At 70.0% G+C, this 25148-nt stretch carries 29 protein-coding genes; 18 read left to right on the top strand and 11 right to left on the bottom strand.

All coding sequences use genetic code 11. The features are described 5' to 3' along the window. Window positions 1–42 precede the first annotated feature (42 nt). Complete coding sequence (locus tag H7X46_RS00245; RefSeq protein WP_186357470.1) at window positions 43–696, bottom strand: TetR/AcrR family transcriptional regulator; 654 nt, start codon at window positions 694–696, stop codon at window positions 43–45. Window positions 697–1130: 434 nt separating this feature from the next. Between H7X46_RS00245 and H7X46_RS00240 the strand changes: the two genes are divergently transcribed. From H7X46_RS00240 to H7X46_RS00210, 7 genes are all read left to right on the top strand, one after another. After that, a complete protein-coding gene (locus H7X46_RS00240; protein WP_186357469.1) occupies window positions 1131–1286 on the top strand; it encodes a hypothetical protein in 156 nt (51 codons plus the stop codon). Continuing rightward, a complete protein-coding gene (locus H7X46_RS00235) occupies window positions 1283–1504 on the top strand; it encodes a hypothetical protein (RefSeq protein ID WP_186357468.1) in 222 nt (73 codons plus the stop codon). Before H7X46_RS00240 ends, H7X46_RS00235 begins: the two co-directional genes overlap by 4 nt. 156 nt (window positions 1505–1660) lie before the next feature. After that, window positions 1661–1864, top strand: a complete 204-nt coding sequence (locus tag H7X46_RS00230; RefSeq protein ID WP_186357467.1) for a hypothetical protein — start codon at window positions 1661–1663, stop codon at window positions 1862–1864. 561 nt (window positions 1865–2425) lie between these two features. Further along, complete coding sequence (locus H7X46_RS00225) at window positions 2426–3451, top strand: hypothetical protein (RefSeq protein WP_186357466.1); 1026 nt, start codon at window positions 2426–2428, stop codon at window positions 3449–3451. Beyond that, window positions 3448–4470 carry a non-homologous end-joining DNA ligase gene (gene ligD / locus H7X46_RS00220; RefSeq protein WP_255426038.1) on the top strand — a complete coding sequence of 341 codons (1023 nt, stop codon included), beginning with the start codon at window positions 3448–3450 and terminating at the stop codon, window positions 4468–4470. Before H7X46_RS00225 ends, ligD begins: the two co-directional genes overlap by 4 nt. A 198-nt stretch (window positions 4471–4668) precedes the next feature. Next, window positions 4669–5898, top strand: a complete 1230-nt coding sequence (locus H7X46_RS00215; protein WP_186357465.1) for a hypothetical protein — start codon at window positions 4669–4671, stop codon at window positions 5896–5898. Window positions 5899–6329: 431 nt separating this feature from the next. Continuing rightward, on the top strand, window positions 6330–6785 hold the full coding sequence (locus tag H7X46_RS00210; protein WP_186357464.1) for a hypothetical protein: 456 nt from the start codon (window positions 6330–6332) through the stop codon (window positions 6783–6785). 364 nt (window positions 6786–7149) lie between these two features. Here H7X46_RS00210 and H7X46_RS00205 read toward each other — a convergent pair whose 3' ends face one another. Genes H7X46_RS00205 through H7X46_RS00190 form a run of 4 tightly spaced genes read right to left on the bottom strand, consistent with a single transcriptional unit; the run spans window position 7150 to window position 11435 of the window. Beyond that, window positions 7150–8064: a hypothetical protein gene (locus tag H7X46_RS00205; protein ID WP_186357463.1), complete on the bottom strand. Its 915-nt coding sequence runs from the start codon at window positions 8062–8064 to the stop codon at window positions 7150–7152. A 50-nt stretch (window positions 8065–8114) separates the two neighbouring features. Then, entirely contained in the window at window positions 8115–10199 is a 2085-nt protein-coding gene (locus H7X46_RS30320) for a TraM recognition domain-containing protein (RefSeq protein ID WP_186357462.1), read from the bottom strand. Beyond that, window positions 10196–11176, bottom strand: coding sequence for a hypothetical protein (locus H7X46_RS00195; protein ID WP_186357461.1), 981 nt, complete (start codon window positions 11174–11176; stop codon window positions 10196–10198). The genes H7X46_RS30320 and H7X46_RS00195 overlap by 4 nt, the downstream gene beginning before the upstream one ends. Further along, window positions 11163–11435: a hypothetical protein gene (locus H7X46_RS00190; RefSeq protein ID WP_186357460.1), complete on the bottom strand. Its 273-nt coding sequence runs from the start codon at window positions 11433–11435 to the stop codon at window positions 11163–11165. Before H7X46_RS00190 ends, H7X46_RS00195 begins: the two co-directional genes overlap by 14 nt. 402 nt (window positions 11436–11837) lie before the next feature. Here H7X46_RS00190 and H7X46_RS00185 point away from each other — a divergent pair, with 402 nt between their 5' ends. The 7 genes from H7X46_RS00185 to H7X46_RS00155 all read left to right on the top strand — a co-directional run bounded on the left by H7X46_RS00185 (window position 11838) and on the right by H7X46_RS00155 (window position 18087). Then, on the top strand, window positions 11838–12245 hold the full coding sequence (locus H7X46_RS00185; RefSeq protein WP_186357459.1) for a hypothetical protein: 408 nt from the start codon (window positions 11838–11840) through the stop codon (window positions 12243–12245). Then, on the top strand, window positions 12242–12811 hold the full coding sequence (locus tag H7X46_RS00180) for a DUF6879 family protein (RefSeq protein ID WP_186357458.1): 570 nt from the start codon (window positions 12242–12244) through the stop codon (window positions 12809–12811). Before H7X46_RS00185 ends, H7X46_RS00180 begins: the two co-directional genes overlap by 4 nt. A gap of 4 nt (window positions 12812–12815) precedes the next feature. Continuing rightward, a complete protein-coding gene (locus H7X46_RS00175; RefSeq protein WP_186357457.1) occupies window positions 12816–13688 on the top strand; it encodes a helix-turn-helix transcriptional regulator in 873 nt (290 codons plus the stop codon). Between the two features lie 653 nt (window positions 13689–14341). Next, on the top strand, window positions 14342–14953 hold the full coding sequence (locus tag H7X46_RS00170) for a hypothetical protein (protein WP_186357456.1): 612 nt from the start codon (window positions 14342–14344) through the stop codon (window positions 14951–14953). A gap of 84 nt (window positions 14954–15037) precedes the next feature. Next, window positions 15038–16180, top strand: coding sequence for a pentapeptide repeat-containing protein (locus H7X46_RS00165; protein WP_186357455.1), 1143 nt, complete (start codon window positions 15038–15040; stop codon window positions 16178–16180). Window positions 16181–17347: 1167 nt separating this feature from the next. After that, window positions 17348–17557, top strand: a complete 210-nt coding sequence (locus tag H7X46_RS30455) for an amidase family protein (protein WP_222131147.1) — start codon at window positions 17348–17350, stop codon at window positions 17555–17557. Window positions 17558–17562: 5 nt separating this feature from the next. Continuing rightward, window positions 17563–18087 (top strand): hypothetical protein, encoded by a 525-nt coding sequence (locus H7X46_RS00155; RefSeq protein WP_186357454.1) that lies wholly within the window; start codon window positions 17563–17565, stop codon window positions 18085–18087. A gap of 64 nt (window positions 18088–18151) precedes the next feature. Here H7X46_RS00155 and H7X46_RS29255 read toward each other — a convergent pair whose 3' ends face one another. Then, a complete protein-coding gene (locus H7X46_RS29255; protein WP_255426036.1) occupies window positions 18152–18748 on the bottom strand; it encodes a hypothetical protein in 597 nt (198 codons plus the stop codon). A 128-nt stretch (window positions 18749–18876) separates the two neighbouring features. Between H7X46_RS29255 and H7X46_RS00145 the strand changes: the two genes are divergently transcribed. After that, window positions 18877–19125, top strand: coding sequence for a hypothetical protein (locus H7X46_RS00145; protein WP_186357536.1), 249 nt, complete (start codon window positions 18877–18879; stop codon window positions 19123–19125). A 168-nt stretch (window positions 19126–19293) separates the two neighbouring features. Here the strand turns inward: H7X46_RS00145 and H7X46_RS00140 are convergent, their stop codons facing one another. The 5 genes from H7X46_RS00140 to H7X46_RS00120 all read right to left on the bottom strand — a co-directional run bounded on the left by H7X46_RS00140 (window position 19294) and on the right by H7X46_RS00120 (window position 22544). Beyond that, window positions 19294–19686, bottom strand: a complete 393-nt coding sequence (locus H7X46_RS00140; RefSeq protein WP_186357452.1) for a hypothetical protein — start codon at window positions 19684–19686, stop codon at window positions 19294–19296. Between the two features lie 147 nt (window positions 19687–19833). Next, window positions 19834–20637 (bottom strand): thermonuclease family protein, encoded by an 804-nt coding sequence (locus tag H7X46_RS00135; protein ID WP_222131135.1) that lies wholly within the window; start codon window positions 20635–20637, stop codon window positions 19834–19836. Window positions 20638–21551: 914 nt separating this feature from the next. Continuing rightward, entirely contained in the window at window positions 21552–21842 is a 291-nt protein-coding gene (locus H7X46_RS00130; protein ID WP_186357450.1) for a hypothetical protein, read from the bottom strand. Further along, the gene (locus H7X46_RS00125; RefSeq protein ID WP_186357449.1) at window positions 21842–22126 is read right to left on the bottom strand and encodes a hypothetical protein; all 285 of its coding nucleotides are present in this window, start codon (window positions 22124–22126) and stop codon (window positions 21842–21844) included. Before H7X46_RS00125 ends, H7X46_RS00130 begins: the two co-directional genes overlap by 1 nt. A 169-nt stretch (window positions 22127–22295) precedes the next feature. Beyond that, window positions 22296–22544 carry a hypothetical protein gene (locus H7X46_RS00120; RefSeq protein WP_186357448.1) on the bottom strand — a complete coding sequence of 83 codons (249 nt, stop codon included), beginning with the start codon at window positions 22542–22544 and terminating at the stop codon, window positions 22296–22298. Window positions 22545–22673: 129 nt separating this feature from the next. On the opposite strand from H7X46_RS00120, the gene H7X46_RS00115 reads away from it, so the two are divergent. The 3 genes from H7X46_RS00115 (at window position 22674) to H7X46_RS00105 (ending at window position 24966) form a co-directional block, all read left to right on the top strand. After that, entirely contained in the window at window positions 22674–22820 is a 147-nt protein-coding gene (locus H7X46_RS00115) for a hypothetical protein (RefSeq protein WP_186357447.1), read from the top strand. Between the two features lie 365 nt (window positions 22821–23185). Then, window positions 23186–24316, top strand: a complete 1131-nt coding sequence (locus H7X46_RS00110; RefSeq protein WP_186357446.1) for a hypothetical protein — start codon at window positions 23186–23188, stop codon at window positions 24314–24316. Further along, window positions 24313–24966 (top strand): hypothetical protein, encoded by a 654-nt coding sequence (locus H7X46_RS00105; RefSeq protein ID WP_186357445.1) that lies wholly within the window; start codon window positions 24313–24315, stop codon window positions 24964–24966. Before H7X46_RS00110 ends, H7X46_RS00105 begins: the two co-directional genes overlap by 4 nt. The last annotated feature ends 182 nt before the right edge of the window (window positions 24967–25148 follow it).

Below are 25148 nucleotides of genomic sequence, written 5' to 3'. Positions count from 1 at the left end.
TCCCCATCGGGTGAAGAGGCGAGGGCGTGAGCTGTCTTATCGTTAGTCACACCCGTCTGTGAGGTGCTGAGGCAAGCGCGAGGGGGGCGTGCTCGTGGCTGGCGGCTGCTGGTGTCGGGAGCCGGGCTCGGGCGTCATCAGGCCCTTGAGTACCGCGGCGAGCGCCTGAGCGAATGTGTCGCGATCGATTAGGTCTGGATCCGCGGAATGCTGGAGGACTAGCCCGTCCCTGGTTGCAAGGAAGGCCACTGCGGCGACGTCGGCGTCGACCACCAATCGCAGTCCAAGCCGTTCCGCTTCGTCGGTCAAGACTTTGGCGACTCGCCTGTGCCATTCACGCGAGTGCGGGATGAAGGCATCTCGCACCTCATGATCGCGACCGGCGCGGGAGGTAAACTCCACGACCAACTGGTGCCAGCGCAGGTTGTCCACCACCTGGTCGGCGAGGATTTCGGCAGCACGTACACCGGTCGCGTGTGGTCCGGGCTCGCCCTTGACGAGATCGGGAACCGCGACGACCTGCTCAGCGGCATGGCGGGCTAGCAACGCCGAGAACAGACCGTGCTTGCTGCCGAAGTTTGAGTAGACCGCGCCAGTAGTGAAACCGGCCAACCGTGCGATATCGGCCAGCCGGCTCCTGTCATAGCCGCGCTCGGCGAACACACTTGCCGCAGCGTCCAGCAGCGACTCGCGCACCTGTTCGCGAACGGCGCGTGGTACTGGCGGGGGCGCGTCGTGTGCCCGACTCGGCTTCACGTCCGTGCCCCGCTCCCGGATGCCAGCCCCGCGCCACGTGAAGGCTCTGACGGTGAGACAGACCCACCGATTGCCCACACCAGCAGTGCCGCGTCGCGGGTGCGTAGAGAGCTGACGCACCGGCCGGCCTCTGCCTGCGCCCCCCACCGGCGAAGTGGGCCGTTGCCTGCGCCCAAGCGCCTCCGTCCCTCAACCATGCCCTCAGATAATCATGATTATTCAGTAACCGCAACTATCCCGTGAGCTCTAGTCCGAAGTTGCGCCTGCAGTTCGGTCCCCAGCTGCCGTCCTCGGCGCCCGTGGACGGGAGGATGACGGCCGCGCACCGGCGCGGATCGCGGCAGATCGTCGGTGGCGTGTGCCAGGCTCGCGTCGTGAGCTGGATGCAGCGCCTCTATCACGCGGTGACCTGCACGGACACCACCTGCGACCCATCCTGCGAGATCGCCGACCCGGCACAGCCCGCCGGACGGTTCTGCCCGCGCGTCGCCGATGAAATCGGCGTGGCCGAGAGCACACTGGCGCCATGAGCCAGGAAGTCGACCAGCAGGTCGTCGCCCGCTCCCTGTGTGCCGGGCGCCCCGTGCTGTCCCGCCTGAAGCGCCACCACCTCGCCGACGACGTCACCTGGGTCCTGCCCCCGGACCTCTTGCCCGAGTACGACGAACTCGACGGCGTACCGATCGTCCACGCCGACGTCCCCGGTCCACTGCTCGCCCACTGGGTGCGCCGGCAAGGAGACGCCTGAACCGCGTCCCATCGCGTCAAACAGGGGCAGGACGCGACTGCCACACCCGAGTGAACTCGGCGCGCAAAGCGGAATCGGATTCGGCGTGCCGCACGCCACCCACGCGAGACGTGAGGTAGAAACACCCGCATGCCGCAGCCGCATCGTGGAGACCGGGTGGCCACCCACGTCCGTCTCCCCCGCCAGATGCGCGAGGCCGCCGAGGCCATCGCCGCACGTGATGGGATCGCTGTCGGCGACGCCGTCACCAAGGTGTTCGGCGAAGCCCTCGGCTTCCCCGTCCCCGACTACTGCCTGCCCAAGCACGACCGTAAGAAGCCGCAGGAGGAGCTGGAGCTGCCACTAGACAAGGCCTCATAACGAGAACGAGGCGGCCCCCTGGCCGGGGGGCCGCCTCCGTTCGTTCTCGCGTCACTCGGTCCAGCACCCGAGGCGACGCCGTAGCCCCGGCGAACCGGGGCGAAACCCCAACCGTCCAAGAAGGGGCGCTTTCGCGTGTCCAGGATACATCCTGGGCCGGAGCGCAGCCATCACAGACACGGGGCGAGTTCGTCGTGCCCAGAACCAGAGCGCTCGCCAGCGGCGGGCACCGGGTTCTGCGTGCGCTGCTACGAGCACGGCGCGTTCACCCTGGCCTCCGGCCCCTCCCAGCTCTGCCTGCTCCATCAGCTGCCCCTCGGGGAGCAGCCACCAACCGCGGCGTTCGGGATCCGCGGCACGGCCGCGGTACGGCGCGCCCCCCGCGGCCGCGCCGCCCGTCGCACGGCCACCGGACCGAGCAGCGGCCCCGGTCGGCCCAGCCACGCCAAGGCGCCCAGTACGCGGGCCCGCCGGGGCGGGATCGCCCGAGCCCGAGCCCGCCACCAGCGCGGCTTCACCCCGCACCCGGGGTGGCGGCACTTCATCGACCAGGAGTACCGCGTGCTGACCTCCCAGCGCGAGGCCCTCGACTACGTCGTACGCCTGGTCGACGAGGAAGACTGGCGCTCGGACAAACGCCGCAGCTGGTCGGCGATCCTGCGCCGGCTGATCTGCCACATGGACTGGGAAACCGGCCTGGTCACCGGCCTGACCACCGAGCTCCTCGCTGCCGCCGGAGCCCGCGCAACGCGCACCGTCAGCCGCGTGCTGGCCTGGGCCCGCGACCGCGGCCTACTCGTCGTGGTCGAGCCCGGCGCCAGCGCAGAGTTCCTCGGCACCGCCACTGGCCGCACTCCCACCTACGCCCTCGTGGCGCACAGCCCGCTACCGGTGCTCAAGCCCGCCCAGTCCAACCTCGAGCATCCGCACGGCGCTGCTGGTCAGTGCACTGTGGATGGAAGTGGCGACCTCCCCACTTCTCACGTGAGTTCTAAGCCCTTGACGGGCGGCAGACGGACACCACTCACCACAACCCGTAACTGGCACCCCTACGACGTCCCCGACACCCCCGGCGCCAGAAACACAGCCACCCTCACCTTCCTCTCACATCTCGGCCTAGGAGGCCGACAAGGTGGCAAGATCGAGATTTGGCGGGCCCGGGCTCTACTCAAACCGTGGTGGGACGCTGGTGCCACCGTCGCCGGCCTGCTCCACGCACTCGAGTACCACCCGGACCGCCCCGAGCTGCGCCGCGGCGACATCAGCTCCGGCGCGCGCGATCCGCTACGCGTCATCGGCGCGCGGCTGCGACCGTGGCACGGTCGCCTGCACGAGATCCGCGCCGTGCAGATCGGCCAGATGCGCGCCGGCCACGCCGGTTCGCAGCCTGAGGGTGTGCGGCGCGAGGTCGGGTTCGACCGGGCCCTGCTCGACCGGCCGGCCGGGCGCGGCGCGCGGCGAGCCGCTCAGGAGGCGCTCAGCGAGCACCTGCGCCGCGTCCGCGAGACCCGGGGACAACAACAACCGACCGGGCGGACCGGGACCGTGCTGCCACGCCGGCTGCGGCGGTCCAGGATCAAGCCATGAGCGCCGCAGCCCACGGGATCCGGCCCATGCTGGCCACCACCGGGCCGCTCCCCCACGACGACCGGTGGGCGGTCGAGCTGAAATACGACGGCGTCCGCGCCATAGTGCACTGCCCGGAGGACCCCAAAGGCCCGTTGCGGCTGTGGTCGCGCAACGACCGCGACCTCGCCCGCAGCTACCCGGAACTGGCCACGCTGGAACTTGGCCGTGACGTCGTCGTCGACGCCGAGATTGTGGCCCTCGATAGTCGCGGCCGACCCGACTTCGAGCTGCTCCAGCGGCGCCTCGGCCACACCGCACCCCGTCCCGAGCTCGTGGCCGAGACTCCAGTGACCCTGGTCGTGTTCGATCTGCTCGTCGAGAACGGCAGACGACTGCTGGACCTGCCCTACGACCAGCGCCGAGAACACCTGCACGCTCTGAACCTCGCTGGCCCTTCTCATCTTCATGTGCCACCGAACTGGCCCGGTACCGGCATGCAGGACCTGCTCACCGCTGCGGCCGCGCACGGGCTGGAAGGCGTCATCGCCAAGCGCCGGGCCAGTCGCTACGAATCCGGGCGCCGCAGCCGGGCCTGGGTCAAGCACCCCATCCGGCACAGCACCGACGTCGTCATCCTCGGCTGGTCCCCTGCCAGCGGTCGCAGCCAGAGCCTCGGCTCCCTGCACGTCGCCATCGGCGACGGCACCCGGCTCATCCCGGCCGGTGAGGTCGGGACCGGGTTCAGCCAGACCACTAGCCGCCACCTACTCACTCGCCTGATCCCCTTGCACAGGGACACTCCTGCGATCCCCACAGCCGCCACCTTGCCCAGCTCCCCCTTCGCCCGGCGACGGACCCCGCGCCCGCCCGTGCACTGGGTCGAGCCGATTCTCGTCGGACGAGTGCAGTACCGGCAGCTCACCCGGGCAGGGCAGCTCCGGCACGCGAGCTTTGTGGGCCTGCAAGACGACCGCAGCCCCTCCGATGTGGCTCTCCAGCAGCCCTTCTCCCCCTTGGGTGACAACGCCACGGGTTGACCAGCGTGACGGGTCACGTCGTCGCGACGGGGTTGGGTTCGTAGTCGCTACCGGGCTCGGGTTGGCGCTCCCAACCCGGACGTCGGCGACCGTAGACGGCCGGGCCACACCGAGGTGACGCCGCCGCTTTTTTGTATCGTTTCGTCTTACGTAACGATACGAATGGCTGATACGAAATAAAAGTGGTAAGCTGTCGGCATGGTCGAGCACGCCGGCAGCACCGCATCCGACGGCGACCGACAGCGCCTGGCGTGCCAGTGGCCCGTGGGGAGCTGCCCGAACCCCATCGAGTACGACGGCGCCGGCCGACCGCCGAGCTACTGCGGCGAAGTCGTCGACGGTGTCCGCCACAACCGGCTCAACGCGCAGAAGGCGCGTGAGGGCCGGCTTCGGCCCCGCTACGTCGAGCAGGAGTCGGCCGCCGTCGAGCGGCCAGTTTCGTTGGCGCGCGCCGGGCTGGAAGCACTCCGCGACGACATCCGCAGCACCGTCGAGCGACACGAGCGAGCCATGCGGGAGTACGTCGAACGCGCTGCGGCCCTGATGGGTGAGGCCACCGATCCGGACGCGGCCGCGGCCGAGATCGCCGCTGTCCAGCGCGAAGCCCGCACCCAGATCGACGCCGCCGAGGAACGGGTCGAGTCCGAGCAAGCGGGACGCCGACGGGCAGAAGCCGCTGCGCAGGAAGCCGAGGCTGACCGGGCTGAGGCCGAGCGGATTGCCGAGACCGCGCTCGTCGAGCGTGACGAGGCACAGGCCCGGGCCGACGATCTGGGCGAGCAACTGGCCGCCCAGCAGGCCCAGCTGGCGGAAACGCGCCGCCAACTGGCCGAGACGACCCAGGACCGCGACCAGCTCCAGCGACGCGCCGATCGCCTCGACGAGCAGCTCGTCACAGCGACCGTCGACCGCGACGAGGCGCGCCGCGAACGCGATCACGCGCAGCAGGTCGCCGACGAGCACGTCGAACTGGCGCGCGCTGAGACGCGGCGTGCCGACGAGGCACAACAGACGGTCGAACGCCAGGAACGGGCCATCGAAACGATCACCGCAGAGCGTGACCGGGTCGGGCAGCAGGCCGATGAGCTGCGGACCGACGTCGCCAACGCCAAGACCACGATCGAGCGGCTCACCGCGGAGGTCAACGAAGCCCGCACTGGGCAGGCCGTTGCGGCCGCCGAGGTCGCACAGGCGTGGCGCCACCTCGAGACTGCAGTGCAAGTCGAGCGTGACCACGCCGAGCAGCGGATCGCTGATGCCCGGCGGCAGCACGGGCGCGAGCTCGAGGAGCTACGCGACGAGCACCGCCAGGAGCTCGCCGCACTCCGGGACGACGACCACGAGACGGCCCAGCCGACACCGACCGGGCGCGCCGGGGCTCCGGCCGGAGGTGGTCTGCGCCGCACCCGACGTCGTCCTCGCGCGTGAACCCCGCCAAGGGGAGGGGCGGCCGACCGCGGCTGCTCACGGCCATGAGCTGCATGGACGGGACACACGCACACCCGGGGGTGCTACTGATCGCATGAGATCCGCGGATCTGCGTCTGGTCCTCCGGGTACCCGACTTCCGATGCGGCGCAGCGACATCAACCCGCGTGGCGCCCACCACGGGCCCTGCTCGCACCGCGGCCACGATGGGCCGATGACCATCACACCTTCGACCTGCTGGAGCACACAAAGCGGCCGCCGTCGTGTGCCGGGCGCAACCGCCCGTGCTCTGCTCGACCACACGGCCGAGCCCCTCGCCCTCGTTTGTCGCCGAACGCCCCCGTCGTCCCACACGCCACACCGTACGGGCGTGCCGGGACCTCACCGGCGAGACCGGCTGGACCGGCCGGCCGTTCAGCGGACGGAGAGCAAATGAGCGACGAGCCGCTGCCCTTCCTCTGGGACGTCGACTCGCGGGTGCTCACCGCGATCGTGCGCGCGACCGAAGTAGACGGCGAGGACTTCCTGAACGCGCAGGCGATCTTCACGCAACTCGGAGTCACCGCGGCCGACGGCGCACGCTCAGTCCGGCGACTGGTGGACAACGGCTATGTCAAGACGGCCGGGGACGCCCCGGGGCGCAACGCCGTGGGACTGATCTCCGGCGTCACCGAGCGCGGCCTTGTCCGCTCCGGAGCATGGCCGAGCGATGCGGACCGACTCGCCGACCAGATCATTGCCGCGCTGGCCGAGGCCGCGGAGAACGAGCCCGAGCCCGAACGGCGCTCACGACTGCAACGCGCGGCGTCGGGCGTCGCGGGCGTCGGTCGGGACGTCCTGGCCGAGACGCTAGCCGCGATCGCCACCCGCTCCATGGGGATGGGCTAGTTGGCGTCTCGCCCCCGCGCATGAGCCGGCCCGGCCGCGTGCGAGGCCACCCCATCGGACCGGGCAAACCGCGGCACGCGGTCTGGTGCGCCCCACACTGACGCCTGATCCGCCGACTCCACACGGCCGCGGGCGGTGTCGCCGACCCAGCCGGGTTGGGCCGGACGGCGCCAGCGGGTCTCCTCCCGGAGCCGCCGGAGATTGGCGGAGCCGAGCATGTCGTGCGCGACCAGCTCGGCGAACGCCGCCGCCCCGGGAACCGGGACCGGCGCAGCGCCCGCCCGTCGGGTGATCTCGAGGGCCTCGCAGACCGGCCTCCGGTGCGCCGTCCCCGGTGACCAGGTGGTCGGTACCGCATCGCCGCTCACCTCACTGCGTGCCCGGTTCCCGGGGCGTCGTCCTCCGTGCCACCGATGTCGGCCATGCGCGCGTCGAGGAAGTACTGCCACCAGCAGTCCGGGGTGCTCGGCGGGGCCGGAGTGTCCTTGTCGAGCAGCCGGGGCCCGCTCCGATCGGGATCGTAGGTGGGGTCGTCGTCGTAGCTGCGCCGCGGCGGGAACCGCTCCGGCAGGTAGCGCGGACGGTCCGGACTCCGTTCCGCGCTCAGCTCCGGTACCGCCTGACCCGCCTGCCGGGCCTCATCGCACCGCTGGTGGTACTGGTGCCGTTCCTCCTCGGTCAGCCGGTGCTTGCCCGGGGCGCACTCCCGCGGATCGATCGCCGACGCCAGATTGGTCAGGGCCGCCGGCAGCCACCGCACATGCCACTCGGCCACCAGATCCGGGCGAACCCCCGGGGCGCTGGAATCGACATGCAGGGCCCGCAGCCACGCCAGCTCCCGCACCGCACGCGGATGCGCCGGCCAGCAGTCCGGCAGCTCCGCGCGAGTCAGCCGGTACTCGGCATTCAGTACCTGCGACACGAACCCGGCCAGCGCATCCCAGGCAGCGTGCCGGTCTCCGGGCCCGAGCTGGGACCACCGCACCGCAGGCGTCAGCGACAACGCCTCGTCGTCGGCGCCCTCGCCCCCGGGAGCGGCGGCCTCGATGGCGCCGGCCAGGCCGGCCACGCTGCGCTCGAGGTCATCGACCCGCGGGCTCAGCCGCGACAGGTGATCGGCGATCTCGGCGACGTGCCCAGCAGTCTCCCTGAGCTGGCGGGCGTGCTCTCCGGTCTCCCGACGCAGCGCCAGCAGCTCCTCGCCCAGCTGGACGGTGTGCGGCCGCGGTCGCCCGCCACCCGGGGCGGCCGGCGGCGGCCCCGGCCCGTCACTGCTCACCGCTGGACTCCCTTCGCCTCACCACTGGTCGTCGCCTCCACCGGTTCCGCTCAGGCGGCCTGCTGACCGCTCGCGGGCTCGGTACCACTCTCCACGGTGGACGCCGCACGCTCCAGCGCGGCAGGCACCGTCGGCGGCGGGAGCAGATCCTTGCGCGACCACACCGGAGTGATCCGCACGATCGTGGCCGGAGTCGCCCGGTGGATCAGCACCGCGTGCCACTGCGGCAACTGCCGCAGTCGATCCGGCGGGCACACCCGCACCCGCTCGTAGCGCTCGTTGCCGTCGGCCGACGGCGTCGGTTCATAGCGGTGCCCGCACAGCGTCGAGACCTTCTCCAGATCGTCGTCGAGGGTCAGTCCGCCGTAGACGAGCTTGGCGTTCGTGGCGTTCCAGATCGTGTCCGCGCCCCGAGCGCCCCACCGCTGAGCCAGCTGCGAGGGCGACTGCACCGCCCACTCGATGTGGATCCCACGGCCCCCGGCATCAGCGACCCACCGATCCAGCGGCACGGGGGTGATCAGCGCGGCCTCGTCCAAGAACAACCCCAGCGGAGGATCCAGCCGCCCCTTCCGCCGAGTGGCGGCGACCCGCTTCGCCGTCTCGAACACGTGCCCGGTCAGCGCCGCCAGCAGCGGCGCGATCGAGGCATGCTCGCGATCCGAGCCCACCAGAAACAGCGCCCCCCGCCCGCACACGAACTCCACGGCATCGAACTCGTTGGCCCCCGGCGACGGTGACGCCACCGCAGCGATCTGCGGATCGGTCATGAACTTCACCGCCTCCGACAGCGTCATGAAAATCGAGTCGCGGGTCTTGCGGGCGTCGGTAGCCAGGATCTGGCGCAGCGCATCCACCGTCCCGGCCGGCACCCGTCCCGCAGGGGCGCCGCTCAGCAGCGCCAGCGCCTCCCCCGCCCCGCCGGTGCGAGGATCAGCCGACGGCGAGAACACCCAGCGCGCGACCGTTGCCATGTCCCGCCCGGACAGATCCGCCGCCATCAACAGCGCCGCCAGCACGCTGACCGACCACTGATCCCAACGATCCCCGCCGTCGTCACCGGTCTCGATCGCGCCCACCATCAGCCCGGCCCGCGCCGCCGCGACCTGCGGATCAGCGCAGCCAGCCACAGGAGACCACCACACCGTCGATCCGACATCACCCAGACCCTCCGGATTGAACAGATGCACCGGCCCATGCTCGGCCCGACCTCCGGCGCAATTCTCGAACAGATCGATCTTCGTCGAGGTCGCCAGCACCGGTCCGCAGTGATCGAGGATGTGGTGCCCCAGCAGCGCGGTCTTGCCGGTCTGCGGGGGAGCGACCTGCCCGACCACGTCCCGGTGCGCGGCATAGCAGTCCAGGCCCAGCACCGGCCCGACCACCGAGCGGCCCAGCCAGGTTCCGCACCTCGATACCGGCACCCGCTCCACCCGACCCGGCGCCGGCCGCGGGCTCGTCCCGGGGCGGGTCACTTCGGCCGCCACACTCGGCCGGGTCGCCACCGCCGCTGCCCGCACCGCGTGCGCCGACAGGTGCCGGTGCAGATCCCACCAACCGGCCCACCCGTCCGTACCGAACGCGGTCCGGACCCGCCCCCGCACACTGTGCGGATACACCGCACGCGCCACCGGCAGCGCCACCACCAGGGCCCCGACGACGACTGCGACCGACCCCACGATCACCGCGATCGTCGGCAGACACCACAGGCCCAGGCCCACCACCACCCCGGCTGCAGCGAGCGCGGCGCCCAGACCGCTGCGGATGCCCAGCACCGCGCCGGTGGCGACCAGGACGCCGCCCGTCGCGAACGCCGCCGGCGAGGGCCAGCACACCAGCGCCGTACCTATCGCCAGCCAGACGAGCGCAGCGACCTGTGCCCGGCCCCGGCACAACACCGGTGCGGCGCGCTCGACCAAGTGCGCCCACCCCACCGAGGACACCCCTGCACGCAGCGCCGGCCACGCGGCCCACCACCACACCGCCGCGACGAAACGGGTCACCGCGGCTCGGAACGCGGCCGCGCGGCTGAGACTCTGGCCTACCGCCGTGGGTAGGGCGGAGTCCTCGAGGCGCTCCGGATCGCGGCCCGACGGCTCAACCGAGTTCACACTGCGCAGCTCCGTCGCGCTCACGCTCCCACCTCCAGGTGGCGGTTCGCTCCGGGACCGAGCAGGACCAACCCATTGCACCCGGGCGCCACGTCCGCCGCGTCCTCGAGGTCGAGCCGACGGCGGGCCTCCTTTAGATCCCGGCGGCCCGTCCGCTGCGACTGCCCAAAGATCACACCGATCTGCTCGCCGGTGAGGTCCTGAGCCGGCACCAAACCGGCGCGGAGCAAGTCCATCACCTGCGCCACCCGCGTCTCCGGGCTGGCGTCCAGTAGCTCCTCGCGCTCCCACCGCCGCGACGAAGGCCCCAGACCGGCTGCCCCCAGGCGGTGCGGGCCCTCGGACTCCGGCGGCGCGACAGCACCCCCGCCATTCTTGATCTCAGGGGGCGCGGCGTCGAACTGCTCAGTGGCCGCCAGCGCCTCACCCACCGTCACCGCCCCGGTGCGCAGCACCGACGCATCCGCTGCCGCCGCGGCATGCACCGCCGCCGTCAGACGATCCCGCAGACCCGGGGCCGCCTCAGATGCCACGAATACCGCCAGCGGCGGCACCGAATGCAGCAAGATCATCGCCAGGTCGACCTCTGACCACGCCACCCAGGTGTTCATCGCATACGTCGCACCCAGCGTGGTCCACCGCGCCCGCCGCGCCCACGGCGTGCTGGCCACCTGCCAGCGTGCCGTGACCTGCTCCGCACGGATGACCGCGATCAACACCAGCGAGACCATCGGGTCCAGCAACCACGCCGCCAGCCATTCCGGCGACCACGCGACCGCGTCACGCGCGGCGAACTTCTGCACGTTGGTCATGCAGAACGCCAGGCCGAGGACGATCCCCGTCCACATCAGAACATCAACCTGCGAGCGCACCCGCTCGACCTGCAGCGCGATCACATCGGGATTGGTCGACAACGCCCGGACCCGGGCGGCCCGCTGCGCCTCCAGCGCCAGCTGCTCGGCCTGCCCCGGCATCGACTCGGCGGTCTTACGCGGCGACATCGCCGCCCTCCCCCGCACCGGCCGGGCTCGCGTCCCGGCGCGCGGTGCGTGCCCGCAGCCCCCGCAGCCACGCCGCCGTGGCTCGCCGCGACCGGCGCGCGTCGCTCACCCGCGACTCCGGGGCCGGATCCACCTCCACCGCGCAGCACCGGCACGCGACCCCCGCCGGCACCGTCAGCGCCACCGGTCCGATCACCGCGCCGCACAACGCCCGGTACCGACCGAACACGCTGCCCGCGCGCAGCTCCTCCGCGGCCACCTCGTGCTCGAGGCCGTCCTCGATCGCCGTGATCGGCGTCGTCTCGCCTGGCCCGTCGGGTACCGCCCGCAGGGGCGCGGCTGGCCGAACGGCCGCCGGCCGCGGTGCTGGGGGGAACGCAGGGCGCTCGGGACTCCTTGGGATCCTGTACATGGGTCGTACTCCTCGGAGGTCGAAGTCTGGTGCGTGCGATCCATGAGGTCCCGGCAGATGTGGCTGCATCTGCCGGGGCCGCCCACTGCACTGGTCGCGGACGAACCGTGAACCATGCTATCCAGTGATACGATGGATAACAAGCGACAGTAGAACAGCCGGACCTGTCGGTTATCCAGCGACCGATTGACTAGCCTGTGGGCCCCGCCGGACACTGACCCGGTCACACCCTGACCGGGAGGGAAGCCGATGACCCAGCACGCGCACCACCTCGAGATCCGCACGCTCGTCACGACCGCGCACGAGTGCGGCGAAGGCCGCGTCTGTCCATCCGTCCATGAAGTCGTCGGCGCACCCGACCGCCTGTGGGTCGTCTCCAAGCGCCCCACCACGCACGAGCACGCAGCCTTCGCCCACCTGCTCGACGACGGCGAGATCCTCGGATGGATGCCGCCTGGCCTGCTCCCGGACGCCTGTGAAGCGGTCGCCCGGACGCGCGGTACGGCTCGCCCTGGCGTGCATCCCGATCGGGTGTACGTGATCTCATCCCAGGTTATCGATGAGGTCGAGCTCATCGCGTTCGCCAACCTGTGGGACCCCGAGCGCGAGCAGCTCGGCACCGTGCGAGCCCGAGCACTTGAGGGGGTAGGAGCATGATCGACGAGAAGCAGCTCGAAGCTGCCATCGACCGTCACTTCCAGCGCGCGGGGGACCAGCTCTTCCGCATGGAATGCCTCCCCCGCTACATGGCCAGCGCCGGAGAGGAGAGCGACTTCCAGCGGTTCCTCGCCGGCGCGGACGGCCCGGACATGGAACGCAAGGAGCAGTGGCTCGCGATCCTGCGGGCCGAAGAGCAGCGTGGGCTCGTCTCGTACCGGGTTCGGGTCTTCTCCGAGGCGATGACCGAGTACGAGCGGTACGAAGCCGAGTGGTGCTACGTCCACAACGCCGTCGCCGGCGAGGACATCTACGTGCTCCGCGACGGTGAGCACGAGATGCCCGACAGCGTGATCCGCGAAGACTTCTGGCTCGTCAACGACGTCCTGCTCATCCCGATGCGCTACGACGAGCACGGACGTTTCCTCGGGGCCGACCTCGTCACCGACCCGACCACGATCGCGCCGTACCTGCATGCGCGCGACGACGCCCACTCCGCTGCCGAGCCGTTTGCCACCTGGTGGGATCGGCACCCCGAGCTGCACCAGCGGCGGCGGGCGGCCTGAACCCGTGACAGGTGCGCGGGCGAGCAGCTCCCCGGACACCCTGTCCGGGGAGCTGCTGCGCGCGCTGCGCGAGGAGACAGGGCTCAGTCAGAACCAGGCCCGCAAGGCAGCCGGGGTCGGCCAATCCTCCCTCTCGCGCACAGAGGCAGGTGAATCCCGGCCCACACCACGGCTGGTGCGCGCCGTGCTCGAGGTCTACGCCCAACACGAACACAGCACCCTCACCCCAGAACGCATCGACGACCTCGTCGCACAGGCGCGCGCGTTGGAGACCGAGCGCGTCGATGCCCGTCTCGTCCTCCAGGCCGGCAGCGCACACCGGTTCCAGTGGCGCATCCACGAGGCCGAACGCACGGCGCAGCTCGTGCGCTCCTACCACCCATCTGTGATCATCGGGCCGCTGCAGACCCGGGACTACGCAGCCGCCGTCTTCACCCCCGATGCGCAGCTCGACGCCCAAGACGCCGCGCAATCGGTCGACGCACGCATGGAGCGAGCACAACTACTCGCAGACCCGTGGCGCCGCTGGCACCTGATCCAGAACGAGCAGGCGCTGCGCTGGCCGGTCCGAAGCTTCGCCTATCAGGCCGCCCAGCTGGAGAGCATTGCGCGCGTCGCCGCCCAGCCCAACGTGAGCTTCCGCGTCCTGGCGCTCGACCGCGTCGCGCCCCGACCCGCCCCCGTGTCCGGCTTTCACCTCTACGACGACTCCCAGGCCCTCGTCGGAACCGAGTCCGGTAGCACCCTCATCCAGGACGCGGACTCCATCGCGATGTATGAGCAGCTCCACGCCGAGCTCACCGACCTCGCGCTCTCCGAGGAAGACTCCCTCGAGATGCTTCGCGACCTCGCGAACCGATACCGAAAGAGCCAGTAGCCCAGCATCCTGAGAATCCCCTCCGTCATGCGCCGTGGATGCGCGCTACCAGAGGAGAGCGTGCAGGCAGTGGACACATCCCTGCACCCGCGGGTCAGATACTTGCTGACCTGCGGCGCTGCGCCCCCGGTGGCGCGTTCAACGGCTCACGTTTGCGAGGGACCGGAATTGGCTCAGATTAGCCCTGGTGATTCACGTCGACGTGGATTGATCTTGGTTGAGGCGGGTTCACGCGCCCGTGGGTTGGGGGGCATGGCGGAGTGTCCGGCCTGCTGTTCTGCCGGGTGCTCCGTCCTGGTCGTTGCTGCGGTGGTGTGAGGTCAGCCCGCGGCCCCCGTCACGAGGGTGTCGCCGTCGGTGTCGATCGCGGCGGTCCAGATGCGTTTGCCGAGGGCGGTTGTGATCGCGGCGCGTTCCCGGTAAGTGATCGACCACGATCAGCCTTCAAGATCGTGAAGAGACAGGGCAACGCCGCTTGCGGACACGACCGGCCAGCGTGCAAGCATCGGGATTCCAGGAAGCCTGGGCAACGTGGTGGTCCGGCCGCAGCAGCCACAGAACACAAATCCCCAATAGTGACGACGGCGAGACCGTTACGGGTATCTAGATCACCCCGAGGACATGACGCACCGACGGCTACGGAAGGTGAGGTCATGGATACGCAGAGGATACCGACTGAGTCGCAAGCTAGTAGCGACGACGAGGCTGGATGGAAGACCCTCAAAACTATAGTCAGGGTTGTAGGCTCCATATTCGGTGCGGCATTGGCGCTCGCCGGCGCGACCGCATTGATCAGTTTGTTGTTTGACACAGGTCCCAAAATTGCAACCGCACCGTTGGTCGGGGCAGAGACCGTCCTAAAAACACCCGGGCAAGCAGACATGGTCAGTGGCCAACTGATTGCAATTGCTGAGCGCCGTGGTTCGGCAGCGATAGTTCAGGGCAAGTATGCCCAGATCAGAATCACGGCCGAAAGGGGACTAGTGAAGTCGACAGACACGGCACAGAAATTCCAAAACGAGGCCCGGATGATTCCACCGCATATCGAATTGCCAACAACGCAGTGCCCGCAGAACCCGGGAAAAATGACAACGCTAAAGCTCTATCTGATAGGTGAGAACGTCGGGTCTGACAATATAGGCTACCGAGGGCGCAATACCGTTTCCGTCGAGGGGGCGTATGAACTATCTAACCTGAAGAAGCCGGAAGCAGGAAGTAGGTCGACATACTGCTGGATTGATGCCTACGAGACTGCCATGGACTGAGGTCTTGCTCGCCCGTCGCAACGACCGGGCGCAAGGTAAGCCAAGGACTCCCAAAAGAGCACGGAGCTATGTCAAGATCGGCGAATGCCGCTAGGGCGACGTCAGAAGCTCGCAGACACCGACAACAAGCCGTCGCCGGTGGACGAGTCACTACGACCACTGTCCGCCTGGTACGTCGTCCTGGCCGTGGTAGCCGTCGTCCTCGTGGCAGCACCGTTGACGTGGTGGCTCTACACGATCGCCGGTGACGACCCGGGTAGGAAGATCGACGCCATCCGGACCGGCCTGACGACGGCGGCCGGCACCGGAGGTGTGTTCGCCTTACTACTGGCCTTTCACCGTCAGAGGATCACGGAGAGGATCGCAGAGAACACCCGCTTAGCGTCCAAGCGGGACCATGATCAGCGAGACCGCGTAGCCGAGCAGGCGGAGAAGGACGCCTTAGCCCGCAGGATCACGGAGCAGCACGCCAAGGCCGCAGAGCAGCTCGGTAGTGACAAGGCGCCCGTGAGACTTGCTGGCCTCTATACTCTCGAACGCATTGGGCAGGATAACAGGTCGGAACAGCAGACTGTCGTAAATCTAATCTGTGCATACCTCCGTATGCCATACGATAAGCCTGTTGCCCCCAGTGCAGATGGTCCGGAGACTGACTGCGAGGAGAACAGGCGCCGAAGCGAAGAGTTAGAAGTGCGGAAGACGGCCCAGCAAATCCTTCATCTGCATGCGGTAAGGTCGGGGCGCGAAGGTGGCCCAGACTCGATGCACTGGCCAAACCTGCTGATCAATTTGGCGAATTCATGCCTATTTGACATGCGCTTTGACAGGTGGAACGTGCAGTTTCTCAAGCTCGACGGCGCTGACGTAGAAGGCGACGCTCATTTTGAACTGTCCGAATTCCAGCAGTTCGCTGACTTCTCCGGGGCCCACTTTTGGGGTGGCGCCAACTTCTCGGACACAAGTTTCAAGTTCTTTGCGAACTTCGATCGTACCCGCGTTGTGGGCTCCGCAAAGTTCACCAATACAATCTTCGGTGACGTTGTCAACTTTCGGAACGCGAGATTCGACGGCGGTGCCCAATTCTATGCGCGATTCGAAGGCGATATTGCTGCTACCTCTGGCCTCTGGCCTCCCGAGGTAACAATATCACATAACGCGGGAGCGATGCTAGTTGCGAATGACGAGGGGCAGTCTGTCCGAGGGAAACAATCGCTTGCTCAGGGGTAAGGATCATCAACCCAATGGAGGAATCAGGTAGCTCTCCGGCGATCTGGAGGGAAGTCACCCGTCGCCGTTCCGAGTGCTGTCATCGCCTCCGGCGACCGGAATCCCGGAGCGTTGGCACTGAGCCACGCCTCTAGGCGGCCTCTCACGGATCTTGGTCGACAGGGTCGCGGAGCCAAGATCTGGGTCGAGGCGACATTCACGGTGCCCTGGAACATGTACTCGCGTTTATCGGTGCGCAGGGTGATCGCGCGGAACACCTTGAGCTTGTTGAAGGCGCTCGGCGGTGTTGCGGCCCTTGTAGGACTCGGGGTCGAATGCCGATGCTCGGCCACCGCCGGCGCCCTTCGCGGCGCGGGTGTTCTGTTGGTCGCTCTTCTCCGGGATCGTCGTGATGGTCCGGCGTCGCCGCAGGTGAGAGTGGAAGGTGCGGTTCGAGTACGCCTTGTCACCCAGCAGGTTGCCGGGTCGGGTGCCTGGCCGGCCCGCCCGCGCCGGCGGATCCGGAGCCGCCCCATCAGCGGCTCGAACGCGACCGAGTCGTGGCGCTGTCCGGCGGTGAGCACCCGGGCCAGCGGTCGGCACCGGGCGTCGGCCAGCAGGTGAATCTTGGTGCTCAGCCCGCCGCGCGAGCGCCCGAGCGCCTCCCGATCAGCGCGTGCGGGCGCTGGATTCTTGTCATTCGACCCAGCCCCCTGTGTCACCGGCAGGGTCCATGGCGGCCGACCGGCCCAGTGTTCCCGGTTCACGGTCCACTACCGCCTCGGCACGCAGCCCCACCAGCCTCTCAGCCGGGATGTCGGTAGGCGGCGCGTGCCGGGCACCCGCGGCGTGCTGGTGCCCGCGAGCCACGGTCGCGTCGATCCCGACCGTCCACTCCGAACTCGAGTCCAAGTCGCATCCCACCCGCAGCCGGTCGAAGATCCGTTCCCACGTGCCATCCCCCGACCAGCGGCGATGCCGTGAATAGACGTCTTCGAGTTCCCGTAGGCCGACGGCAGATCCCGCCACGGCGACCCCGACCGGGCCCGGGCAGCCTCGCGCGATGGCCGGCCGCGACAACGAGGCCATCCTGGCCGCCCTGTTCGAGGCACCGACTGCTGATGACCGGGACCACCCCCGGTCGCCCGCACGGGCACGACGGCCCCCGGAACCCACCTCAGCGTCGCCCTGACCTGGGCGTTCAACCTCACCGGGCACCCCGCGGTGAGCATCCCCGCCGGGTTCACCAGCGACGGCTGCCCGGTCGGGCTGCAGCTCGTCGCCGCTCCGGGCCACGACGGGCTGCTGCTGCGGCTGCTCGAGGAACACGTGCCACCCACCCCCCCCCCGATCCCCCGCCGCCGAGGGCGACAGAAGCGAGCTGGTGATCCACGATGACACCCATGAACCGCGTCCCCACCACACCCGGCCTCGCCCTGGCCGGTGACGCGATCCTGAGCTGGCAGCACCGCTACGGGGCCGAGACCAGCTGCCTCGCCCGACTCCGCGGAACCCGCGACCCACACAGCCCCGACCGGATGCGGCTCACCGTGGTGCTCAGTGAGCTCTCCGGACACCCGCGCGGCCACTACGTCCTCTCCGACATCGCCGGCGCAGCCACCACCGCAGTGCGCCAGCTCGTGCCCGGCAGCGTCGATCCCGCCGCCATCACCTGGCTGGTCCACCACGGGCCGTTCTCCACACCGGACCCCAGCGGACCCGAGACCCTCACCCGCGTCGAGCTCGACTGGTCCATCGACCGCTACCGGACCCCGGGCTGGGACAGCACCGTCCTCCTCGACCCTGGTCAGACACAGGCCCTAAGCGATGAGCTGCACCTGCAGCCGGTCGACGAGGTCCTCGCAGCACTGCCCTGGGACCTGCCCCAGCCCCGCAGAGCCTTGGCCAAGGACACCGCCCGCCCCTGATGCCACCCGCATCCGAGTACCGCCACATCCCTGGCCGAGCGATCCTGCGAGAAGTCCGCGACAGCTACCAGCGTGCCTTCGCCGACGAGCTCCACGACCGGCACACCCAGGTCGTGATCGTCCGCTTCACACCGGGCACCGAGAACGACCTCGAGTGGAACGCCCGGATGGAGGCCTCCCGGATCTCGGCAGAGCAGAAACTCCGGCTGTTCGAGCACCTCGGAGCTCGGCCGGTGCTGCACACCGTCCCCGACAGCATTGGCCTCGACAGCATGGCCACGCTGATCACCGAGGCGAATCGCGACGAGCACGTCGCCGGCGTCATCGTCCAGACTCCCGCGCCGCAGCGCTCCGGGCCCTGCTCAACGAGATCGACCCCAGCAAGGACCTCGACTCCCTCGGCATCTTCGCGCCCCGGCTGGCGTGCGCGACCGCCGACGGCATCGTCCGCATCGCCGAGCCCTACCTCGACCGCACCCAGCAGGTCGCCGTGGTGGGAAGCAGCGGATTCGTCGGCTCGGGCGTCGTTGCGCTCCTCCGAGACGCAGGCCACGACCCGATCCTGCTCAACGCCGGAGACGACCTGCACCGCGTCCGCGACGCCGACGTCGTCCTGTCCACCACCGGCGTACCGGGCCTGCTCACCGGCGAGCATCTGCACTCCGAACACCGGCTCGTCGTCGACTCTTCTACCCCACCCCACACGGCCCGCGCGGCGACCTGGCGGCCGAGGCCACCTCACTCCCCCAGCGCCTCACCCCCGTACCCGGCGGGATCGGGCCGGTCGAGATGGCCGTCCTCGCCGAACGCCTCGTCCAGCAGACCGTGGCACCCGAGCTCGCAGGGTGGCGATACCTCCGACATGAAGACCCACGACCCACTCTGACCAGCGTCGAGCGGGACGTCACGCTCGCGCTCGCCGCCCGCGAACAGACCGTCGAAGCACCTGAGCACGGCTACGAGCTCGACGACGAACTCGGGGATCGACCCGTGACTCACTTGGCGTACCCGGTGCTGGCGCGAGCAATGCCGGCGTGACCCATCGCGGGGCGGGCGGCCCCGCCACGCCCGATCTGGGCAGGGGGTCGAGCGGCGGCGATCCGCCGGTCATCCACGGTCATCAGCCGGGCGGCGGCTCACCTTACGCACTGCTCGCACACCTAGAGTCGGCTCACGTGGCCGGGGGATGCTGCCCCGAGGGCGGAGCTACTCGGCGGCCTTCTTGTCCCATGGCGCGACCATGTTCGAAAGCTCCAGATTCAGCTCGCCCATCCGCAGCTTGTAGGCGACTGACGCCCACCAGATCACCCCAGCCATGATCGGGAGGAACAGCCACCCGGTGGCGTTCACCGCGATCATGCAGGCCACGACGAATCCGACCAGCACGATCGTGAACGCGCGCAGGCTCGCCGCCGACTCCCCCGCCTTACGGGTCCGCTCGACCTCCAGCACGAAGTCGGCTTCCGCCCGCTGCTCGGGGGTCATCATCGCGCGCCGCTGCACCTCGGCGCGGTGGTGGAGCTCGTTGGCCCGAGCCAGCTCCCGCGCGGACGCCTCACTGGCGTACCGCGCGGCGCGGATATTCGCTCTCTTGCCCATGACGGGGCTCCGTTCCCTGAGTTCTTGCGCCACAGATGGTGCCCAGCCCGGACGCGTACATCAGACAGATCGTCGGACATGGGATCGCATTAGCACGCCCGGACCACGCTCGACACATTTGATGACGCCCGGGTGCGACGCCTCGGATCACTCACACCCTTCCCCGTCGTTGTTGCCGTCCAGGTTGTGCGGGTCCGAGCCGGTCACCACGTACGGGCCGGCGAGGTCAGGGCAGTCCAGATCCGGCGGATAGGACGGAACGCACGGGGAGTAGCCCGGTTCGCATCCCCCCGACAGGGTTCCCCACTCCTCAGCGGGCTCCCGCGGCCGGTGCCGGTCGGGGTCGGGGTCGGGCGCGGACCTGTTGGGTTGCGGCTCGGGCGTCAGGTCCGGCCCGTCACAGTCGCGCGCCGCGCCGTCCAAGGCCTCGAGCCTGCTCAGATACGCCGCCGAGGCGTCGTTGTCGCCCTGATAGATGCCGGTGTGGGTGGCAGGCACCATCGCCTCGCCGAAGTCGCTGCCGTCGAGCAGCGTCACGTACCGCAACAGCCGTCCGAACCGGTCACGGTCCGGCGCACCGGGCTCGGTCCGCAGCGTCACCATCACCTGGATCAGGCTCTTGGCGGCGATCGTCGCGGATTCACCACCATGGGTTCCGGCCTCGCACGCATCGATCCCGAGAACGCGCACTTCCTCGCCGTCGGCGAGCTTGATCGTGTCGCCGTCGATGACCCGCGAGACGAGACGCTGCTGGCCGTCTCGATGGGGCTCCGCGTCGTCCGGATCCGGCGGTGGTGCCACGGCGAACGCCGGCGCCGACGCCCCGGTCGGCGGGATCGCCTGCACGGTCGAGGTGGCCGTGCTCTCGCTGCTGGTGCTGGCGCCCTCAGTCGCCGCCTCGTCCGAGCCGCTCTTGACGGCGCTCGCGATCACGAGGATGCCGACGAACATCGCGCCGGCGACGATCTGTGATCGGGTCAGTGGGGGACGCTGGCCGCGACGGCTGCGGTTACTGCGGGTCATGGGTGGCGCACGCTCCAACCTAAGAAGTCTTTGCGGGAGTCGGTCGCCAGCTGCGGCGCGTTTCTCTGTGGATGTTGCGGTCAGACCACGGTCCCCACGCGGACCTCCGACTTCTCAGGCCAGGAGACCGACGACAAAACTCAGGACTGACCCGTGATCCACTTGGCGGCCTGGCCCCCGGAATCGCCCGCTGGCCTGGCCCGGGCAGCCGGGCCGTCTGCCTGGCTCGGAATGTCGCCGTGCAACATCAACCTCCGTTCTGCGGAGACGTCTAAGCGGTAGTCGACCGACTACGCAGGGAGAGCAACTGTGCGATGCCGCACGCCGTTCCGGGCCGTTCGAGCCGGCGCTACCGCCGTCGTGGTGATCGCAGCAGGGACGCTACTCACCGCGTGCGATACCGCCGAGGCAAGCCCACCTCGGCCGACGCGGCCGACGGCCGACTCACCCACCCAGAGCGGCCCGCCACCGGGCAGCTCCAGGGGCGGGTTCTGGATGTACTGCACGCCGATCCCGCGGGCACCCGGCTACTACTGCACTCCCGAAGGCAGGAGCGCACCACCGGTGCCGCCCTCATCCGTGCCACCGCTCCCAACGACGCCGCCCGCGCCGACGTCACCGCCCCCGATGCCGCCCGAACCGACCTGGGACCCTGTCCCGACACCGTCGCCCACGCCTGGCGGCGATGAGGGCTCACCCCACCCAGCACCGCAGCCGACGGCGGCCGCGCCGCCGACCGAGCCGGCACCGTCGGAGGCGCCACCAAGCGACCCCGGACGTGGTTGAGCCTCCATCCCTGATCGAACCAGCGAGGCTGACGGAGCACCCCCGCAGATGCCAGCTCACGGCCGGAGCAGACCGCCCCTGGCTGCCCGCGGATCGTTGGGGCCATCCGGGCCGTCCCGGTCGCGGCGGGCGGCGGCAACGGCGTCGCGACGAACCTGGTCGGGGACCTCGTCCAGGGCCAAGGAGATGCTGTCGAGCAGCGCGGCCATCGCCAGGCTCACGTCTTGGCCGCGGAGGCCGGCGTAGCTGTCCCTGATGGCCTGGTGGCGCAGTCGGCGGGCGAAGGCGGCGACCAGGGCTCGCTCGTCGCGGAGGCGGGCTGCGGCCCGTTCCCGCTCGGCGCGCATCAGCCCGATCCGCCGGTACGACGACGGGGATCGAGCAATCCGCGGGCCGCGTCCGCGGCCCGCCGGACAGTGCGCCGCACCTGCAGCGGCACCGGTCGGCCCCCGGACAACTCCGCCGCCGTCGCCCGGAAGATCGCCGCAATCCGGGCCGCCAGCTGGCGATCTGGGATCAGCGCGGTGCCACCTTCAAGGAGACCGGCGATCGTGCGCAACGCGGACGCCTCCTCCTCGATCTCCGGGTCGACCGGGCGCGCGTAGCGCTCGTACCGACGGTTCTCGCCCACCACGACCAACGCCTCTCGCGATGTTCTGGCACGAACGGCTCCGCAGGGTGTGCTTCCCCCACACCCTGCGGCACCGGTGACCACCATACCCGAATATCGAACGTCAGTTCGAAATGGTCTCGTGCGTGGTGTGGTCGCCTGCCCCACATCGGGTGGCGGCGTGAGGCGGCTACTCGCCGCCGAACCGCACGCGGACCTGGCCGGCCACCAGGCGGCCCGCTAGTAAGGCCTGGCGGGTCTGCTCCCCGCGGTCGGGGCGGTGCAGATCGAGCTGGGTGGCTGTCAGGATGGTGAGCCGGCCGAGGGCCCGCGCCGTGTCATACCAACCTTCCGGGACCGCAGGGCCGAGGTCACCGTCGTAGAACAGCTCACCGGGCGCGGTGATCTGTATCCGCCCCCGGTGGCCGAGATCGACCACCAGCCCGCGAGCGCCGGCGCAGGCTGCAGCGCGGGTGGGTCGTGGCCGGTCAGCAGCGTGAACCCCCGGCCGAGCAGGCCCGCAGTGATCGCATCGCCCGGATCTGCGCCAGGGCGGGGATCCGCGGTGGTGACGGTGATCGAGAACGTCACCGTCACGAAAGGCGACGCGGGTGGGCGGAATCGTGTCGTTGTCGGTGGTCAGGCCTGGACTCGCCCAAGCCGTGATCGCGTCGATGACAAAACCTTCCTGCTCAGCCCCGGACAGCCGGTCTGAGTGTCGCGCATCCCGGCGGGGGTCCATCGCGAACGGCACGACAGTCCATCGCCTCCCTAGCTGGCGCGGGCTGGCAGCCGCACGCGCCGAGGTGGGCCTGGCGACTCTGCAGGCCGGTGGACGACTTCCCGACGATGCCGCACCAGCCACACCCGACACGGGTGACACCACCGACTCGCCGACGATGCCTCGCTTCTGGGACGGCAGGGGTGGTGTCACGCCGGTCGGGCGAGCGCGCGGCCCCGCCGCGCCGCCCACCGGCCTGCCGGCGAGTCACGTCCCACCGCGGCCCGCGGTGGGGCTCCCGCCGGCCCCACTTCCCCGGGGCCGGCGGGAGCGGTTGATCCGTCTGATCGGAGCCCGCCATGGGACAGACCACCCGCACCCGCACGCTGGCGAAGGGCCGCAAGCGCAGGCGTCCGGCGCCGACCGAGGAGCAGCAGCAGGCCCGCCAGGAGGCGATGCAGGCCGCGCACGAGGACATGCTGGCCCGCCTCGAAGGCTTGGCGGCCGACCCGGTCGAGTGGCTGGAGTTCATCGAGACCGTGGCCGCGTGGGGCGCACGCTACTCGCTGGGCAACCAGATCCTGCTCATGACCCAGGCCAGCGCCCGCGGGATCGAGCCCCGGATGTTCATGGCCTACGGCGCCCGAGACGGGAGCTCGGGCTGGCGCAAGCACAAGCGCACCGTGATGGCCGGCCAGACCGGGTTCAACATCTGGGCACCGGTCAAGCGGCGACTGCGCGAGGACGAGCGCGAGGATTACGAGAAACGCACCGGCCGACGGGTGGTGCGCGACGCGCAGGGCCGGCTGCCGGTCATCGTCGCGGGGTGGAAGTTCGAGCGGACCTTCGAGCTGTCCCAGACCGCACCGATCGTGCCCTGGGCGGACAACTACCAGGTGCCCACCGTGCAGGTGCGGCGCCAGGTGAAGTTGCACGGCGGCAAGCAGGCCGTCCTGCTCGACGGTGACGACCCGACCGGGGTCTACGAGGACGTGGTCGCGATGATCCGCGCTGAGGGCTACGAGTACGCCCTGGCCGAGCCCGGCAGCGAGTATCTGGGCCGGGCCAACGGCGTGACCGTGGCCGGGCCGGCGACGCGGCTGGTGCGGGTGCGCGACGACGTGAGCGATGCCCAGCGGATCAAGACCGCCATCCACGAGCTGGCCCACATCCGGTGCGGGCACCTCGCGGGCCAGCTCAGCTACGTGACGCCGGTGCAGCACCGCGGACGCCAGGAGACCGAGGCCGAGTCGGTGGCCCACATCGTGTGCAAGGCGTTCGGGCTGGACTCCGAGCCCTACACCGACGCCTACGTGATGGGCTGGGCCGACGGCGACACGGACGTCGTGCGAGCCGCCGCGACCACCGTGCTGCAGGTGGCGCGCGACATCGTCGACCAGCTCGCCCCGATCGCACCGTTCGACGGCAAACGCGACCCGCAGCCCGAGGACCACACGCCCACCACGACGCTGCAGGCGGTGGCGGCATGAGCGCGCGGGAGTTCGCCGTGACCGTGGCCGAGCTCCCGCCCAGCGAGGCGACCCCGCTGGCCGTCGTGTTCGACGAGCACGAGCTGGCCTGCGTCGACGACGACCCGCGCGGAGACCGGGCCGGGATCTACCTCGGCGCCACCTACACCAGCACCTGGGGACACGGGGCCGTGACCGATGACCACCTCCCGACGCTGCTGCGCCAGGTCGTGCCGGGCGCGACCTGGCTGGCCTGGGACGATCCGCACGAGAGCTACCTCGGCACCGCCGCGCTGTATGCCCCCGACCTGGGACTCTGGACCGGCGAGTGCGACAGCTCCGGCGAGGTCTACGTCCCGGCCTCCGCCCTGCCCCGACCAGAGACCCTGCTGGCCGACCCGGCCACGGTGGCCGCCGTGACCGGGCTGGCCTGGCGGGACCGGATCAGCCAGTGCTGCTCGCGGATCGCCGCCACCCCGTCGGTCGGGTTCGTCCCCACCGGCCGCCCGGTGTGGGCGGAGTGGAACCGGCCGACCGGGCTGATCTACATCGACGACCCGGTCGAGGGCACACAGGTCGTGCACGCCCCACCGGGCCGGCCCGCGGTGAGATCAGCGAGCCGACCGCTCGCGCCGCGGAGGCCGCGCTGGGCCGAGCCGGATGGCAGCTGATGCCCACCGCGATCTCGGGCGAGCCGTGGCAGCGGGCCGGCCATGCCACGCACGTCGCACAGCTCTACCGGCCGGCGTTCCAGGCCACCCCGGCCGCGTCCTGACCGCGAACCACCTCTTGGTGCCCCGAGCCCAGAACCGGGCTCGGGGCACCGCTGCCTCCCACCCCACCGACCGCTGCA

This window comes from Pseudonocardia sp. C8, assembly GCF_014267175.1.
GTDB lineage: Bacteria > Actinomycetota > Actinomycetes > Mycobacteriales > Pseudonocardiaceae > Pseudonocardia.
The sequence above is the reverse complement of the archived record's forward strand: the minus strand, read 5'-3'. Positions and strand labels throughout refer to the sequence as shown.